Genomic DNA, 14,409 nt, shown 5'->3' with positions numbered 1-14,409 from the left:
TATAACCAACCCCAGATGATACTGTATAACTGTTTCCCGAAACGTGGGCAACCTTACAACTATCTCCATAAAACAACTGCCGACCAAAAGAATCGCCTGCTACTTCACGGGTAATATCTCGTGATGCATCCCCAGTCTGATCAGTATAATCCCGGGAAGCCATCACCAGATCATCATTGATAGTCACCTGCCAGGCTTCACGGGAAGTCACTGCGAAATTCAGTCGAATCGGTAGCTTCTTCGGTGAATTCTGGTCACTGGTCGGCTTATAGTTGGGCGCACAGTTAGCCACCGCAATCAGCTGGCCATCCACATCATAAGCACCCAGTTCACGAACCGTGAAACCACCATCTTCAGGAGGAATAAAAGCTTCCAGCTTCAGGATAGGGGCTGAGCCATCACCTTTGTCATAAACTTCTACTGAGTCAATCTTGTAGCGGTCAATTTCATTAACCAGCGTTTTCATAGCCTGGTCAGGTTCTACATAACGACCGTTACCATCCCCTACCGCAATATGGGTAAATTCAATCTGCTTTCCCAGAACCTTGTAGTTAGCTTCTTTATCTTCACCAATAAAGGTCAACAAACCACCGTAACGCTGATCAGGAAGAGGAACGTCCGTCATTCTTAAAATCTCCAGGGTAGCGCTTCAATCACATCGCCGGTCTGGGCATAGACCAGATGCTTATTGTTTCCGCTTGCAATTGTTGCCGTAATATTCCATGGCTGGCATTCAAGAGAATCACCAGTCTGGGCATAAAAAACATGTTTAAAGTCACCGCCTATTTCGGCAGTTATACGTAACTCTTTTAAATGACTGCGCGTGTTTTTGTTGATCAGGATGGCTTGGGTCAGGTCTTCATCGGTTATCGGGTCATAACCACTATCACCGGTATTAACCTCTACCGCAAATTCACCACGCTTAAGATTTTCTGGCTCCTGAAACCATTCGATTAACCGTGCATCACCGCGAATATCATGAATAGCCTGCTTGACCGCCCTCGCAGTTCCCTTAATCCGATGAAGATCCAGCGCACTGGCAACAACACGACGTTTGGTTTCTTCTGGCCACTCCGCCCGCCATAGATCCACCGACACCGCATAAGCCAGATACGGAAGCCACCAGCCAGGACAGCGCCAGGCATCCCATAGTGTTTCTGTGGGAATATCTATTTCTGACAGTCGCTCACCAACAGCAATATCCAGCCGCTGTTCAATTTCTGAAGTAGATGAAGGCAGAATGGATTTAATCTCATTCGACATACCCGCCTATCTCCACTTTATAATCGGTACAGTAAGGGGCCTGATGCTTTTCGCAGTGAATATCAGTCCAGTCTTTCAGCTGGACATCCTCAACCCCTTCCACTTTCAGAGCGTGCTTGATACCGGCATCAGTCACCCAGGCTTTCAGCTTGTGCTGTTTCTCAATATAAGCTTCAAGCCTCTTTCTGGCCTCCTGAACCACCAGCACCGGGTCTGGACCCCGTTTTAAAAACAGCTCAGCATCAACAATATAACCAATGATTTCAGCAGCTTTGGCTGTAAATCTATCGCTAAGCGGTCTGACTGATTCGGTCACCGCATCAATAGCATCAAGAATATCCTGTGTCGGTACACCATCCCCTACCCGACTGAGAACATAGAGATTGACGGTGATTGGTTCGGGGCTTACAGGTAATGCATCCTTTACATCAGGGTGAGCACTCCGGGCAAAATAGATATAAGCGCCATCTGGCCCGGCAACACTCATCCCCTCTGGGGCCTGTTGAATCCGCTCCCGATAATCATCATCCTTTTCACCGGCAAGCCTGGGTGTTCGGTGATAAGTAACACCGATATGATCCAGCTGCGGGCCTTCTGCAAAGGCCAGTGACAAACCTAAAGCCTGCTCGTTGGCATCCTGCCGATAATTCGCTTCCCGGTAAGCTGTGGCTGACGCAGCCCGGTACGCAGGATCTGAGGGACTGTTATTCTCCAACCCTGCCCGCTTTACGGTATCAGACCGGATTTCTTCATAATCGACCTGCTCCACCGCATCCAGCGGGGGCAGTTGTGAAATATCAATTCCCGCCATCAAAGATAATCCCGTCCAGTTCTACTTCTTCACCGTTCTCCAGCAGAGTTCCGGCAACGTCGATAACCCACCAGTTCGCTTTCTGGCGCTCGATTCTCATATCCTTCAAACCAAAGTCTTCAAGCCCGTTAACCGGGTTATTGATGGCTTCAGCCAGCCGGATAAACACCTCCATATGAAAACTTTCATCAATGTTGTGGTCCACCAGCTCATGATGCCGGGAACCAAAATCACGGTTACCCACCAGCGAACCCAGTTCGGTATTAATTACATCCGATAGTCTTTGCTTCAGGTATGCGATACCCTCCAGCAAAGCACCAGATTCACGGTCAGTACCAGATTTCATAAAAGGTCTTTGATGTCTTCAGGTAAGGTTTGATCCAGCACCGCCTGAGAACAGGGATTACCCCACAGGCTGGATAACTGTTGTGATAGCGACATGGCATTAACTTTCTTTGCCAGCTCTGCCAGTAACGAATTTTCACCGGCTATAGCCTTCCCAATGGAAGCAGCCAGGCTCCCAATTGACCCGGTTAAATCGCCCAGCAATGCCAGTAATTCAGATTCGCTGATTTCACCAGCAAGGTAGCGGGCAATGGCTTTACTGATATCTGCCGCTCCCGATCCGATACCGGAAAACAGATCATTGAAAGCCCCGGTAATCATTCCGGTTGATCCGGCTGTGTTAAAACAGCCGGAAGGGATATCAGAGCCCACAGCATCCAGCCGGTTGACCATATCCGCCTGACCCAACTGACGGGTCAGGGCTGACTTCTGGTTATTGATATAGCTGGATGCACTGTTCAGCTCTGACTGAGTATTCTGAAGGCTGTCAATAACATCATCCACATCAACGCCCGGGGCGCTCAGCTGCTCCAGCTCTTCAATAACTACAGAAAGCTGATTACTGGCCTGACTGATCTCAACATCTGCCGGACTCTGGATATTCAGACCACCGCCCAAAATCTTGTCATACAGTTCTTTATTCAGGTTCATTACTGTTGCTGCTGTGGGGAAGACGTTGGATTTCCTAAATTGCCTATATGGTCATGACCGTTATAAATACCACGGTCATCTGCCATGCTTCGGGTATGGTCAGTAATATCCTTATCAGCCTTAATGGCTTTGGTAACATACAGACCGCCATCAATTTCCGTATCACCTACCAATTTGATTCCGCCTTTAGAGACCAGTTCAGTTTTCCCTGCATCTGGAAGAACGGCTTTCAACTGGCTGTCTTTCTGGTGATAGCTGATCTCTGCGCCATCCTCATAGCGAACCAGATGCAAATCAGGATCTGATGAGGGGGCCGGAAAATCCCCGTAATAGGAGCCCGGCATAATCTCCCCCTGGGAAAGATCTCCATCACTGATAACGGTCACCCCTTCCCCCACAGATGGGCACCACCAAGTGATAGCGCCACCGGTTCGGAGTGGCTTCCATTGCAGCCAACCGGTTTTCAGCTTCGGACCATAGGCAACCCGGGCAATATGTTTTTCCGGATTTACCTCAGCAATGGTTCCGCGAACCACCATCTGAGCAATACTCCGCTCCAGCTCTTCAAGTCGTTGGCGCAATTCTTCCAGTAAATCCATTTATGAATCCGGTATTGGCGTGTAATCGTCTTTATGAGCCAGCCCTATCTTGGGGGCTTCACTGTAAAAGGCTTCTTCTGGGGTATCATCAGGAGGAAGTTTCATTTCGCCCAGGTGAAACACCTGGTCAAAGCACACCACCCAGCTTTCAAACCCCTTGCTGTCAGGATCAAATGCGCCAGGGAAGGCCCTTAGCTCAGTTGGTCGCTCTGATGCCCTTCCAAGCCCCCAGCGGTTACCATCCACCAGCTGCAGTATACGGGCTGAAAAATTCCGAACTTCCAGCTGAACATTATCAACCTGAGCACTCAACATGCAGTGAAAAGCAAACTGAATAGTGACTGGCGTCCGGCCTCCTGTATTCTTTCCTGCAGGTGACATTTCACCCACTTCAACCAATACAGCCGGTAGGGCCAGTTTCTTCCTGTCACCTATGGGGTCATAAGCCGCCACGTTCTTCATCGAAGGCATAGCCGCCTTAATCGCAGCTATCATGTTGTTATGAACCAGGGTCAGATCATCAATACTATTTTCGCTCATGGTTCACCACGTAATTCAGTTCCTGTTCAAACACTATTCTGAACCGTGACTCAAGCTGCCTGGACCATCGCTTCATTATCTCCTGCGCCCTGTCATCTACATTCATCCCAAGACGCATAACCGGAAAACGGCCAGCCTGTGGCCCAAAACCTCTGTAATTGGGATGATGAAGGTACGATTTATATTTCTTGCCTGAAACCCGCTCAATTCCTACTGGAAAACCTTCTCCATATGACCGCCTCTTATCAACTCTGATCCAGACTTTTTTCTGGGCATCATAAACCGATTGATAAAAGGCACTGGGAACCAGAGGTAGTTTCCCGGCTTTAACCCCTTTTTTGTTTTGCCTGACTGAGCCTGCATTCTCCAGAGGCAACCGGGCAGTACCCAGCCACAGAATAATTACCCGGTCATCCCCTTCGCCTGTCGCATTAACAGACATACGGCTTTTCAATGCCTTTTGAACAACTCCAAGCTCTCCAGCCAAATCTCTGGCTATTCGGACTTTCAGCCAGTTAAGCGTCTTTTTGCTGGCCCGTTCAGCGGCCTTATTAATCAGCTCTGGAGTTGCCTGGATTCTGGCGGTTATATCCCGGATTTCCCGGCTAACCCCCAATCTTATGGTTTGCCCCCAGCCATCACGTGTTCTGCCAGGGTAAACCATTGTCATTTTCTGACTCTTCCTGCCGATCTGCTAACCAGAGTTCTGTCATGCCTAACCCGTCATCATGCCAACGGGCAACAAAATACACGCGCTTACTGATAGTGACAGTCCATTTTTTACTGATACCTTCACAGTGTTTGCTGTCAACGCTCAGTACCGGGGAGCGCTCCTGAAAAATGGAACCAACCTGTGTTTCACCGCTTCGGGCTTTGGCTTCGATATCGGTTCGGGGGTTATTGAATATCCCTTTAACCAGGAATGACTCTTCCTGATCGGGAGTAACTACAGCTTCAGTATCCCAGGTCAGGCTTAAAGCCCGCCGGTCAATATCTGCAAATCGACTCATTGACAGTCCTGAATTGGTGTCACGAACCAGTGACATACACCCGCTCAGCTGTTACCGGTTATGTGCAGCACCGGTTCGCAACAGAAAGCCCACTGCACCGCCTCCAGCATGAAGCCTTCTCAGGGTTAGAAATGGGCTTTGGGTTGCGCCCTGCAAAACACAGGGCTCAATAATCTTTATTTCTGGCTTTCTTTAAATAAAGATTTGTTAAGCTTTATAACCGAGCACGCCCTTAAGCAGCAAGCCGCAGTCTTTAGCAACCACCAGCTCTTTCACCTGCTCACCTACACGCACACGACGCCCCCCTTTCAGACCGATATCCTCATCAAACCAGTCAGACGCGAACCAGTCGTTATGCTGAGCGGTAAAGCCCCAGGTAATAGCGCCATTTTCAGTGGTTGCATTTTCGTTGATGTAGGTAAAACAGCAATGGTCTTTCCAGGCACGCTCAATGCTTGGGTCTTTGCCTTTCTTCGAAATATTAACGTACGCCTCACCAATATTGACGTTTTCCAGCTCCAGAAGCTCTGCCACCTGGCGGGCAGTTGCCGAACCTTTATCACCACTGTTTCCGTGCATGGCCGCAACAATGGAGCGGTTGGTTCTGAGCTGTGTCCATTCACGACGACCAATATTCAGAGTATTTGGCCGCATCAACGGCTTATCCAGATGCTCCAGAAAATATGACAACAAGTCAGCATCCTTGTTATCAAACTTCATGTCATTTTCTACATTCTTAATCGTGCCATGACTGGCATCATTAAACGCAATCTTGGCTGCCCGGACTTCACGCCCCAGGTAAATCAGATCAGTCAAACCCTGAGCTGCATGGCTGAGCGGGTCATAACCTTCACGAGCATTGTCAATATCAGTCTGGGGAATGGCATCTTCCAGACCGTAATCTTTGGTAGAGTCTGTGCGCTCATCAGCACTGAACTCAACTTCATTAGTTACCCCCTTACGGCTGACTTCAGTTTCAGGCAGCGTAAAACGTTCGGTTTTGTCGTACTCATACCATTTAAACGATTCCAGGCCGACAGGAACCTTGGGTATAACAGCATCCGCAATCATACGGGTATTACGGTAGGCAACAGCTACAGCCACCAGCACCGGGTTGACTGGAAAAGGTCTTTTATTACTCATAATGATTCAAATCCCGAATTAAGCAGCAGGGGCCGCAGGCAGCTGGCCACATTCCAGATAAATATTCCCGATGACACCACTGTCACCATCTTCTTCCGCACGACCCACATAAACATCACCTGCAGCCGCTTTTATCGCCTTGCCGTTAGCATCCGGCTTCAGATAATCGCCGTACTCGATATCACCGGCAAACTCCACCTCACCAATACCGTCCCGAATCACATCCACCAGGTCCCCGGCAACCGTTGAACGGGAATCAGAAACACCCATCAGTTTGTCATCACCAGCAGATGCCGTAACACAGGCTCCCGGCTCAGCCCCATAAGCCACGATCCGGTACGCTGCAACATCAGATTCAGCTTCATAACCTTTGATAAATGTGGGTTTCATCTACTCAGCCCCCTGTGAAATTTGAGAAACAGCATCAGCAATGCTGAGCTTTCGACCAGCCTTTTCTTCACTGGCCACCAGCTCCTGAGCGGCTTTTGCCAGTTCCATGGAATTCATCTTTGTGGTTTTGCTCTTCGCATCATCACTGGCCACATCATCCACTTCAGGGGCTTCTACCTTGCGCCCATTCAGATAACTGCCAGAGGCTTCACGCTCTGCCTGAAGCACTTTCAGGGCTGCTTCTGCCCCTGTGGTTTTGCCATCAAGCGCCAGTGTCTGAACCAGCTCTTCATGACCAGGAAGGGAAGCTTCAAAGACGCTTTTCACACGCTCGGTTTCAGCCTTGCGCCCTTCTTCGATACCTGCCGCTTTTGCATCATCAACACCAGCTGCACTCAGGGCAGCAGCCACTTCCGGCTGACCTTCAGTAATTGCCGATACCAGTTGCTGAACAGTTGCACCTTCAGCCACAGTAAACAGAGGCTGCTTTTTGGTCTCTTTTGTCATTGATGTATTTCCTGATAGTTCCTCGATCAGCCCTTCCAGACTGCCCAGCCTCTGGGCCATTCCACGGTCAACAGCAGCTTCACCGATCAGTGTGCTACCCTGCCCGAATTCCTCCGCCACTTGATCAGGAGTCACCCGCATGTTCCGGGCTACCCGATCAATAAAGACATCCGCCAGTTGGTCAACCTTGCGCTGAATATCTTCCTTACCCTTATCTGAAGCAGGGTCCAGACGCTTGTTTGGTGACTGACTGGAAACAATTTCAAACCGCTCTTCTCCCTCTTCCGGTTTGAATAACCGAATACCGGTCACCACTCCGATAGAGCCCACTTCAGCAGTTGCATCCATCACCACTTCATCCGCAGCGGTAGCTATCCAGTAAGCCGCTGAAGCTCCCGTTCCACCGATATATGCCTTGATAGGCTTCCGGTCTCTGGCCTGGTAAATCATTTCAGCCAGTTCATGAATTCCCTTCGCCTCACCTCCGGGGGAATCAATATTCAGAACAATGGCGGTCACTTCCGGGTCATCCAGAGCCATATTCAGGTCTCTGGCGATATAATCTGTACTGGCCCCGCCACAGATTGCCGTGAACAAGCTGGCATAACGGGAAATCACGCCACTAACATGAATAACTGCCACACCATCACGGATTTCAACCTGATGGCTGCTTTCCATCGGTTTTCCAGATTTGGCCTGCAAGGCTTCAATATCCAGCTCACCAGAACCAAGCTCCCGTCTGGCGATGGCTGCTATATCCTGCAACACTGGCGAATCCAGCAACCAGGCATGAGCCGCCAGCCAGTTAAACGCTCGTAGTTTTGGCATCACGCCCCCATTAATAAAAAACCCGGACTAAGCCGGGTTGGTTGTTGGTTCTGGTTCTCGCCATTTGTTTTTCTCTTCGATAGTCCGTTGTTCGTTAATCTGCCCCCAGCATTGACCAATATTTTTCCGGGTTTCATACTCATGGGTAGAGATTCCAACCTTCAGGCGTTTTTCAGCTGCATTCGCGGCTTTCACTTCATCCAGTTCACCCATGACAGGACCATGCCACATTGCACGACAGTAGGCTTTTCTGATCATAGGGTCTTTGAAAAACCCCGGCATATGCAAACGACCACGGGCAACCGCTTCCGCAATAATGGCCTCATAATAGGGTTGGCAGATATCCGACACAAACTCAGAACGATCAACCAGAATGTACTGAGCAAGCTGTAACAGTGCTGCCCTGCTGGCTGAATAGCTGGCTGTGAAGTGTTTGATTAAGACTTCAAACGGGATACCGATTGCAGCCCCAATCATTCGCCACATGGCTGTCACGAACGGGTCAAACTGAGCATTTGGCCTGCCGGGGTTAGCCGTCTCAATGCTTTCCCCTTCGTCCAGCTCCATGACCAGACCATCCCCCAACCTTAAATCTCTGGGAACATCATCTGATCCAGATTCTTCAGAGCCACCAGCATCACCGTTAGCAAAAGAACCAGGCTGGAAAGGGGTTCCAACATTGGCCGCATCGCTTTTAATAAACACAGTGAACTTGGAGCTGATCACACTGGCCATCAACTCCGCATCAATGTAACGCCCACACTGTTTAATAACTTCGATAACTGGTGACAGATCCGGAATGCCTCTGGTCTGACTGGCTCTCAGGTTGTTATTGCTGAGAATCAGAACATTTCGCTCACCATCCGAGCCAAACACTTTAACCCGTTCCCAGTCTTCCTTTTTGCTGAAAAACCGCCTGCCGGGATGAGTTTTCAGAATATGGACAGCTTTCACTGAACCGTTGCTATCCAGCTCAAAACCACCTGACATATTCTTGCTATCAGGCTTGTTTCTGGCATTGCACACCCGGTCAGCCTCCACCGACTTGAAGCGAGTGTGGTACGGCCAGTTGCCGCGTTTAAAAAATGGCAACAACAAAAAAGCATCACCATTCACTCTACTGGAATGAAACAGCTCAGCCTGTTTTCTGTAGAAGTTCTTTCTTCTGGCTGAATCACTTTCTACGCTTTCAGCCACCAGGTTAAATTCACGGGTAATTTCATGCTGGAGCTTTTCAGCCTGCTCCGGAGACAGCCCCAGAAACTCAGCGTCAATGCTTGGCTCTGGCCTTAACCCTGTACCAATCACATAAGTGGTTTTGGTTTTCAGGGCTCCATGAGCCAACGGGTTGTTGCGCTCCAGATCTCTGGATCTTGAGCGCAGTTTTGACAGCTCCGGGTTGATATCTCCGTCAGCATCCTGCTTTGAAGTATTCCAGCTTTTCAGGGCTGGCCTGCTACTTGAAGCACCAGCAAAAGAAGAGGCTGCATCGGTTTTTATCCTTGCCGCCATCCGCTTATTGCCAGCAACCGGATTGAAGTAATTCACCATCCGATCAATGACATTCATCTTCATACTGGAATTCCCTGTCTGAAGCCGGGACCACCACGCAGCATCCGGTTTAATTTGTCTTTCCGGGTATACAGGGTTTTCAGGTCAGCCATACCCACCTGACGATTACCGCCACCTGTATTCACAGTGACATTCTGACCACCTTCCAGAATGGCGGTAATAGCAGCATTGACCTGTGCCAGCTCCTGCCTGATTTCACTCCGATTCATAATTCACACTCGCTGACAACTCCCCGTCTGCGCCGTTTCCGCCTGACTCGCCTTGCCGGTTGTGGCTCGGGCTCAGGTTCCGGCACCCTGACAGGAACAGTTTTCTCTTCAGGTTTGGGTTTTGGCGGCTCTGCCTGCTCCGGATCGGGAGGGCTGACAGATTCCAGACTGGTTTCACTTCCCTGTTGCGGTAGCCGATGAACCTGCTCCAAATGAGCCGCTGCAGCTGCCAACACTTCAGCATCAAAGAAGTGGTTATCTGTTCTCAGCTTCATCCAGACCACTTTACCGGTCTGAGTCACCATTCGGGCCTCAGCGGTTACCTGCTGACAATAATCATCCGTTGCCTCATGGGGCAGGAACCAGGCTCCAGGATGCTCTACCGGCCATTCAATCCGGGAATGAACCCAGCTTTTGAAGTAATCGGTATGGATCAGCATCAACTTTCCGGGCTTATCACTGTGCCCTTTTTCATTAAGGTCAGTGAACTTGTAAGGCTTATCCTGACTATCACGACCTTTTGTCGGGATTGCCCAGCCATAAAAGCGCCGACAAAACGCATAAACCATATGAACCGGGGCTGATTTACCACCAGGCTTATAGCCTGAGTCAATCAACATACGTGCAATGGGAAGCCCTTGATAACGAGTATTCAGCAGTTCGGCTAAATTCTCCCAGACTGCTTCATGTTCCGTATCCCCCCAAATTTCACCATGCTCTATCAGCCATGATGTAAAGTTGTATCCAAAGCCCCGAACCACATACACGAGCCTGTCGCCCTGCACATCGACACCGGCAACGATCATCTGAACACCAGCAGGCACATCACCAAAGGCATAATTGCGCCTCAGCTCTGCCACCAAATGCCAGTCAGGGGCATCACCTGCTATCGAATAAAGTTCACCAAAGCCGGTATTGATTGCCGCCTGAATCCGCCCGGGCTCCCCAGACCGCAACGCGGCCACATAGGTTTTTGCCCTCTGGCCGAAACTCCGCCACGGTGAACACAAGCCAGAAACCCAGAAAGTAGCAGCCGGGTTCCCGTCCAGAGGAGACAGATACATTCCAAAACCGATCAGGGCTTCCTGCTCGCCCTGCTCGATGACAACACCATCAGCACTGAAGCCGGTAACAGCCTGACCCGGAGCAACAAATACCCCATGATTGTTCATCCACTCTTTTGACTGTTCCTGAATATCACCACCGCAATGGGGGCAATGCAGACAGGCTTTTTTCAGCGCCTTCTGTGGCGTTGCTTCATCCGGAATAAACAGGTTTTTGAATCGTGGGATGAAATACTGGTGACACTTGTCATGAGGGCATGGCCACGCCCATTCATGCCGGGTTCCTTCCTGCCAGAGTTTCCAGATTGGGGAGTGAATATCATCCTTTCCGCCGACCTTCCAGCGGTCCAGGTTGTTATCACTCTCCACGTCTACAGTTCCAGTGGTTGGCGTTGATACAACAGTGACATTCCCGTCCATGTAGTTACTGATACGGGCTTCAGCCAATGACACCGGGTCACCCTCACCACCCACGTCATTTCCCATACGGTCACGTTCATCAATAAACACATCCCGGCTTGGATGGGATGCCAACTCAGTAGCAGATCCAGCCCAGCCGAAACCAATACGCTGACCGTTTATGAATTTCTCATTGATGGTTTCTTTCTTGCCTTTCGCCAGAGCCTCATCAAGGGAAGGCACTGATTTAATCAGCTTGGAAAATCGGTCCTTGGAAATGGATTCCACGTTTTTCCGGGTAGGCCCGATGTAGAGAACGGGTCCAGGATCGTCATCCATCCGCCAGCCAACGGAGTTCAAAAGAACCCCGTCAGTTTTGGACATTTGCGCCCCCATCACCGCAATGACCGATGAATAAAGCGGATCTTTTACTGCTTCAGTAATGCCTTTCACCCATGGAGCCCGGTTGCTATTCCAACGCCCTGGCTCCGGACTTCCAGGAGGGAGAACACGTTTAGCGTTTGCCCATGCCCAACTCGCTCTACGGGGGGGAGGCTCCAGTATCTTTGCCGCCAGGTTCAGAAGTCTCTGATGCCGAACATCCATCAATACCAACCTGTCTCAACATTTCAGCGGCCACGGTGAAGGCTCTGGTGACTTCATCGTCCCAGATCGACAAGCCTTCAGCTTCGTTACGGGCAGTTTTTACTTTCGGGATAACCTTCCGGCCTACCGGCCTGATGATCATCGCCAGCTGAGTCATGGATTCAGCCAGAACCATTTCAGTGTCATGGAGGTCTATCAATCGCCCTTCCTTTTCACCCAGCTCCAGGCACTTCAGTTGCTCTTCATGTTCTTTCAGCTTTCGTTCTGCCCGTAGCTTCATTAGCTCCTCTTGCTCAAACGTGGTCTCTTCACCACTTTCAGAGCCAACAGAAACAAACGGAGATTTCAGAAGTCCTTTATGGGTTGCCCACTGGACACCTAAAACGAACGGAATCAGGACACGGTGTCCCACCTTTTCACCTGGTTTGGGAGGCTCTACCGGCAACCCTTTTTTCATCCACCGGGTCACCGTTTTGATAGATATATCAAGGGTTTCAGCGAACTCGTCCTTTGTTACCAGCTTCGCCATAAACGCCTATCCGCAACATCAGCTGATGGGACACCTCAGCGACTGATTTCTGAATATTTTTTGATGAAGTGTCCCATTGTGTCCCATGCCCAGCCCTGATAAACCGGGCACTTGTTGAAAATATCATGGGACATGGGACACCCTTTTCTGAAAACTGAAAAACACGTAAACCCCGCGGGCCTGACGACCGTATTTAGAAAAAAAACGGCCAGAAGAACCTACATCCCTTGATCTGACTGGCCTCCAGGCAATCACGAGAATATACGGACAGAAAAAAAGAACTCATCACAGGGTTTTGTCAGCCTTACTTCTCAGGTTGTTTGATGCCTCTCGCCCATCCAGTGAGCCGCCCAGATAAAAGCCAGTGACCTCCTTACGCTCATCCAATAGTGACTTGATCACAATACCCAGAATATTACTGACTGTGGCCAGCACAGCTGCCTCATCTTTTAGAAAGTAAACAGCCACTGCATTGACAACCACCAGAATAAAAACAAACCAGACGTTAAACGCCATGATCTGCTTACTGATAGCGTCTGCGGTTTTATTATCACCTTCGCGATACATAAGTCGGGCATCAGCACGATCTGCATAAGCCAACTTTTCCAGCTCATACTTCTGATCAATAATCTTGCTCTTCAACTCTTTTTTCAGGGCTTGATCAGAATGAATCTTTTCCCGGGCTTTATCAGGATCTTCTTCACCCGTGATTGCAATGGCGGTTTTAATCACCTTCTCAGCGACTTCTTTACCATTATCGCCACACAGTAAATCTCCAAGCCAGGAAGAAAGCCCAATCTCATGAGCAAGGCCAATAGCTGACATAATTCCTGATATTGCTGCCATCACTCCCCCTTTACGTATTTACGATAATGAGCAACCCAGTCCTCAGGATCACCAGCGCCCAGCACCGAGTTGTAATGTTTCTTCCAGTAAGCCGCCATCCCATCAACATCATGAGACGCAGGCAGGGCGCCGGGGGAACGACGGTATTTAATCCGACCATGGGCACAGGCGTAATACGGATTACTGACCAGCAGTTCATCAGCTTCAGGAGTTAGTCGGGCCAGCACCTGAATTTTGTCTTTAACTTCTGGCCGATACTGTATCCAGTTCTCCCAGTTATCCGATTCAGTGAATGGCTCAACCTGCCAAAAACCAAGGGCCGGGCCTTTCACCTGGCGGCAATATTTACCCATCAGTGACTCATGAGCCATTGTTCCCAACATCAGCTCTTCTGCACTGTCTGAATGCATGTCTAAAAACGTGAGTACTGGCCTGACAATCAAATGCCGTACATGCTCAGCTTCAAATTTACTCATCAACAAAACGCCCCAACTGTTCCATACGGACCTCATGACGATCCAGACGCCGATCATGCTCATTCAGCTTTGTGTCATGGTCATTCAATCGTCGCTCATGCTTGGCCTGACCTTCCTTCAGGTAGAGCAACGTTGATTGAAACAAGGCAGTCTGACGAACGGAGTTGACCAGTAACCCAACCAGGGCCAACACCACCGGAATATTGATAGTCAGATCGAACTCTACGTTCACAAAAACACCAGCCATAAAAAAACCCGGGCAATGCCGGGTTTGGAAATTCGTCTTGGGTCATCCGCACAGACCCCACGTTACAGAAAAGACTAAAGCAAACTGCCAATTTTTACAACTTTTAGTGATTACTATCACTTTTCGAAGCCGCTAACTAACCGTGATCCTCGGGCTTCCGGTCTGCTTCACCTACCGCGCTTCACTTGGCTCGTTCAAATTCAGCCCTACCGTCAGCCATTCGAAGCAGCCGCTGCCCCCGGCAAATAACACCTCTCTCCGCACTCCGTTTTGCTTGGTACCAACCAGAATCCCATGACCGACCACATCCCCATGCGGAAGCTTTATACGGATTTGATTCAATCGACTCACCAAGCCAGAAAGCATCCTTGCCG

At 49.8% G+C, this 14,409-nt stretch carries 19 protein-coding genes; all 19 read right to left on the bottom strand.

Annotation, left to right across the window (positions count from 1 at the left end; translation table 11 throughout):
* Positions 1-625: phage tail protein (locus ACNRUY_RS15965; RefSeq protein WP_488112644.1), on the bottom strand; the 625-nt coding region annotated here is incomplete at its 3' end.
* 2 nt (positions 626-627) lie between these two features.
* A complete protein-coding gene (locus ACNRUY_RS15960; RefSeq protein ID WP_488112643.1) occupies positions 628-1,263 on the bottom strand; it encodes a phage tail protein I in 636 nt (211 codons plus the stop codon).
* Positions 1,253-2,074 carry a baseplate assembly protein gene (locus tag ACNRUY_RS15955; protein ID WP_488112642.1) on the bottom strand — a complete coding sequence of 274 codons (822 nt, stop codon included), beginning with the start codon at positions 2,072-2,074 and terminating at the stop codon, positions 1,253-1,255. Before ACNRUY_RS15955 ends, ACNRUY_RS15960 begins: the two co-directional genes overlap by 11 nt.
* Positions 2,061-2,420: a hypothetical protein gene (locus ACNRUY_RS15950; protein WP_488112641.1), complete on the bottom strand. Its 360-nt coding sequence runs from the start codon at positions 2,418-2,420 to the stop codon at positions 2,061-2,063. The genes ACNRUY_RS15955 and ACNRUY_RS15950 overlap by 14 nt, the downstream gene beginning before the upstream one ends.
* Complete coding sequence (locus tag ACNRUY_RS15945) at positions 2,417-3,070, bottom strand: DUF7217 family protein (protein WP_488112640.1); 654 nt, start codon at positions 3,068-3,070, stop codon at positions 2,417-2,419. The genes ACNRUY_RS15950 and ACNRUY_RS15945 overlap by 4 nt, the downstream gene beginning before the upstream one ends.
* On the bottom strand, positions 3,070-3,669 hold the full coding sequence (locus ACNRUY_RS15940) for a phage baseplate assembly protein V (RefSeq protein ID WP_488112639.1): 600 nt from the start codon (positions 3,667-3,669) through the stop codon (positions 3,070-3,072). The genes ACNRUY_RS15945 and ACNRUY_RS15940 overlap by 1 nt, the downstream gene beginning before the upstream one ends.
* Positions 3,670-4,209, bottom strand: a complete 540-nt coding sequence (locus ACNRUY_RS15935) for a hypothetical protein (RefSeq protein ID WP_488112638.1) — start codon at positions 4,207-4,209, stop codon at positions 3,670-3,672.
* Complete coding sequence (locus tag ACNRUY_RS15930) at positions 4,196-4,879, bottom strand: hypothetical protein (protein WP_488112637.1); 684 nt, start codon at positions 4,877-4,879, stop codon at positions 4,196-4,198. Before ACNRUY_RS15930 ends, ACNRUY_RS15935 begins: the two co-directional genes overlap by 14 nt.
* A complete protein-coding gene (locus tag ACNRUY_RS15925) occupies positions 4,848-5,219 on the bottom strand; it encodes a head-tail joining protein (protein WP_488112636.1) in 372 nt (123 codons plus the stop codon). Before ACNRUY_RS15925 ends, ACNRUY_RS15930 begins: the two co-directional genes overlap by 32 nt.
* A 207-nt stretch (positions 5,220-5,426) precedes the next feature.
* Complete coding sequence (locus ACNRUY_RS15920; protein WP_488112635.1) at positions 5,427-6,362, bottom strand: hypothetical protein; 936 nt, start codon at positions 6,360-6,362, stop codon at positions 5,427-5,429.
* An 18-nt stretch (positions 6,363-6,380) separates the two neighbouring features.
* Complete coding sequence (locus ACNRUY_RS15915; RefSeq protein ID WP_488112634.1) at positions 6,381-6,752, bottom strand: capsid cement protein; 372 nt, start codon at positions 6,750-6,752, stop codon at positions 6,381-6,383.
* Positions 6,753-8,087: a S49 family peptidase gene (locus tag ACNRUY_RS15910; protein ID WP_488112633.1), complete on the bottom strand. Its 1,335-nt coding sequence runs from the start codon at positions 8,085-8,087 to the stop codon at positions 6,753-6,755. It abuts the gene before it with no gap.
* 27 nt (positions 8,088-8,114) lie between these two features.
* Positions 8,115-9,662, bottom strand: a complete 1,548-nt coding sequence (locus ACNRUY_RS15905; protein WP_488112632.1) for a phage portal protein — start codon at positions 9,660-9,662, stop codon at positions 8,115-8,117.
* Positions 9,659-9,868: a hypothetical protein gene (locus tag ACNRUY_RS15900; RefSeq protein ID WP_488112631.1), complete on the bottom strand. Its 210-nt coding sequence runs from the start codon at positions 9,866-9,868 to the stop codon at positions 9,659-9,661. The genes ACNRUY_RS15905 and ACNRUY_RS15900 overlap by 4 nt, the downstream gene beginning before the upstream one ends.
* Positions 9,865-11,937 carry a terminase gpA endonuclease subunit gene (locus ACNRUY_RS15895; RefSeq protein ID WP_488112630.1) on the bottom strand — a complete coding sequence of 691 codons (2,073 nt, stop codon included), beginning with the start codon at positions 11,935-11,937 and terminating at the stop codon, positions 9,865-9,867. Before ACNRUY_RS15895 ends, ACNRUY_RS15900 begins: the two co-directional genes overlap by 4 nt.
* Positions 11,873-12,466, bottom strand: a complete 594-nt coding sequence (locus ACNRUY_RS15890) for a hypothetical protein (protein WP_488112629.1) — start codon at positions 12,464-12,466, stop codon at positions 11,873-11,875. Before ACNRUY_RS15890 ends, ACNRUY_RS15895 begins: the two co-directional genes overlap by 65 nt.
* A 285-nt stretch (positions 12,467-12,751) precedes the next feature.
* A complete protein-coding gene (locus ACNRUY_RS15885; RefSeq protein ID WP_488112628.1) occupies positions 12,752-13,312 on the bottom strand; it encodes a hypothetical protein in 561 nt (186 codons plus the stop codon).
* Positions 13,312-13,788 (bottom strand): hypothetical protein, encoded by a 477-nt coding sequence (locus tag ACNRUY_RS15880; protein ID WP_488112627.1) that lies wholly within the window; start codon positions 13,786-13,788, stop codon positions 13,312-13,314. The genes ACNRUY_RS15885 and ACNRUY_RS15880 overlap by 1 nt, the downstream gene beginning before the upstream one ends.
* Positions 13,781-14,035: a hypothetical protein gene (locus ACNRUY_RS15875; protein WP_488112626.1), complete on the bottom strand. Its 255-nt coding sequence runs from the start codon at positions 14,033-14,035 to the stop codon at positions 13,781-13,783. Before ACNRUY_RS15875 ends, ACNRUY_RS15880 begins: the two co-directional genes overlap by 8 nt.
* Positions 14,036-14,409: the final 374 nt, after the last annotated feature.

This window comes from Endozoicomonas sp. Z74 (genome assembly GCF_057680865.1).
The sequence above is the reverse complement of the archived record's forward strand: the minus strand, read 5'-3'. Positions and strand labels throughout refer to the sequence as shown.

Coding starts and splice junctions, on each gene's coding strand:
- ACNRUY_RS15960 (WP_488112643.1), bottom strand. CDS start 1,263: ATGTCGAATGAGATTAAATCCATTCTGCCTTCATCTACTTCAGAAATT.
- ACNRUY_RS15955 (WP_488112642.1), bottom strand. CDS start 2,074: ATGGCGGGAATTGATATTTCACAACTGCCCCCGCTGGATGCGGTGGAG.
- ACNRUY_RS15950 (WP_488112641.1), bottom strand. CDS start 2,420: ATGAAATCTGGTACTGACCGTGAATCTGGTGCTTTGCTGGAGGGTATC.
- ACNRUY_RS15945 (WP_488112640.1), bottom strand. CDS start 3,070: ATGAACCTGAATAAAGAACTGTATGACAAGATTTTGGGCGGTGGTCTG.
- ACNRUY_RS15940 (WP_488112639.1), bottom strand. CDS start 3,669: ATGGATTTACTGGAAGAATTGCGCCAACGACTTGAAGAGCTGGAGCGG.
- ACNRUY_RS15935 (WP_488112638.1), bottom strand. CDS start 4,209: ATGAGCGAAAATAGTATTGATGATCTGACCCTGGTTCATAACAACATG.
- ACNRUY_RS15930 (WP_488112637.1), bottom strand. CDS start 4,879: ATGACAATGGTTTACCCTGGCAGAACACGTGATGGCTGGGGGCAAACC.
- ACNRUY_RS15925 (WP_488112636.1), bottom strand. CDS start 5,219: ATGAGTCGATTTGCAGATATTGACCGGCGGGCTTTAAGCCTGACCTGG.
- ACNRUY_RS15920 (WP_488112635.1), bottom strand. CDS start 6,362: ATGAGTAATAAAAGACCTTTTCCAGTCAACCCGGTGCTGGTGGCTGTA.
- ACNRUY_RS15915 (WP_488112634.1), bottom strand. CDS start 6,752: ATGAAACCCACATTTATCAAAGGTTATGAAGCTGAATCTGATGTTGCA.
- ACNRUY_RS15910 (WP_488112633.1), bottom strand. CDS start 8,087: ATGCCAAAACTACGAGCGTTTAACTGGCTGGCGGCTCATGCCTGGTTG.
- ACNRUY_RS15905 (WP_488112632.1), bottom strand. CDS start 9,662: ATGAAGATGAATGTCATTGATCGGATGGTGAATTACTTCAATCCGGTT.
- ACNRUY_RS15900 (WP_488112631.1), bottom strand. CDS start 9,868: ATGAATCGGAGTGAAATCAGGCAGGAGCTGGCACAGGTCAATGCTGCT.
- ACNRUY_RS15895 (WP_488112630.1), bottom strand. CDS start 11,937: ATGGATGTTCGGCATCAGAGACTTCTGAACCTGGCGGCAAAGATACTG.
- ACNRUY_RS15890 (WP_488112629.1), bottom strand. CDS start 12,466: ATGGCGAAGCTGGTAACAAAGGACGAGTTCGCTGAAACCCTTGATATA.
- ACNRUY_RS15885 (WP_488112628.1), bottom strand. CDS start 13,312: ATGGCAGCAATATCAGGAATTATGTCAGCTATTGGCCTTGCTCATGAG.
- ACNRUY_RS15880 (WP_488112627.1), bottom strand. CDS start 13,788: ATGAGTAAATTTGAAGCTGAGCATGTACGGCATTTGATTGTCAGGCCA.
- ACNRUY_RS15875 (WP_488112626.1), bottom strand. CDS start 14,035: ATGGCTGGTGTTTTTGTGAACGTAGAGTTCGATCTGACTATCAATATT.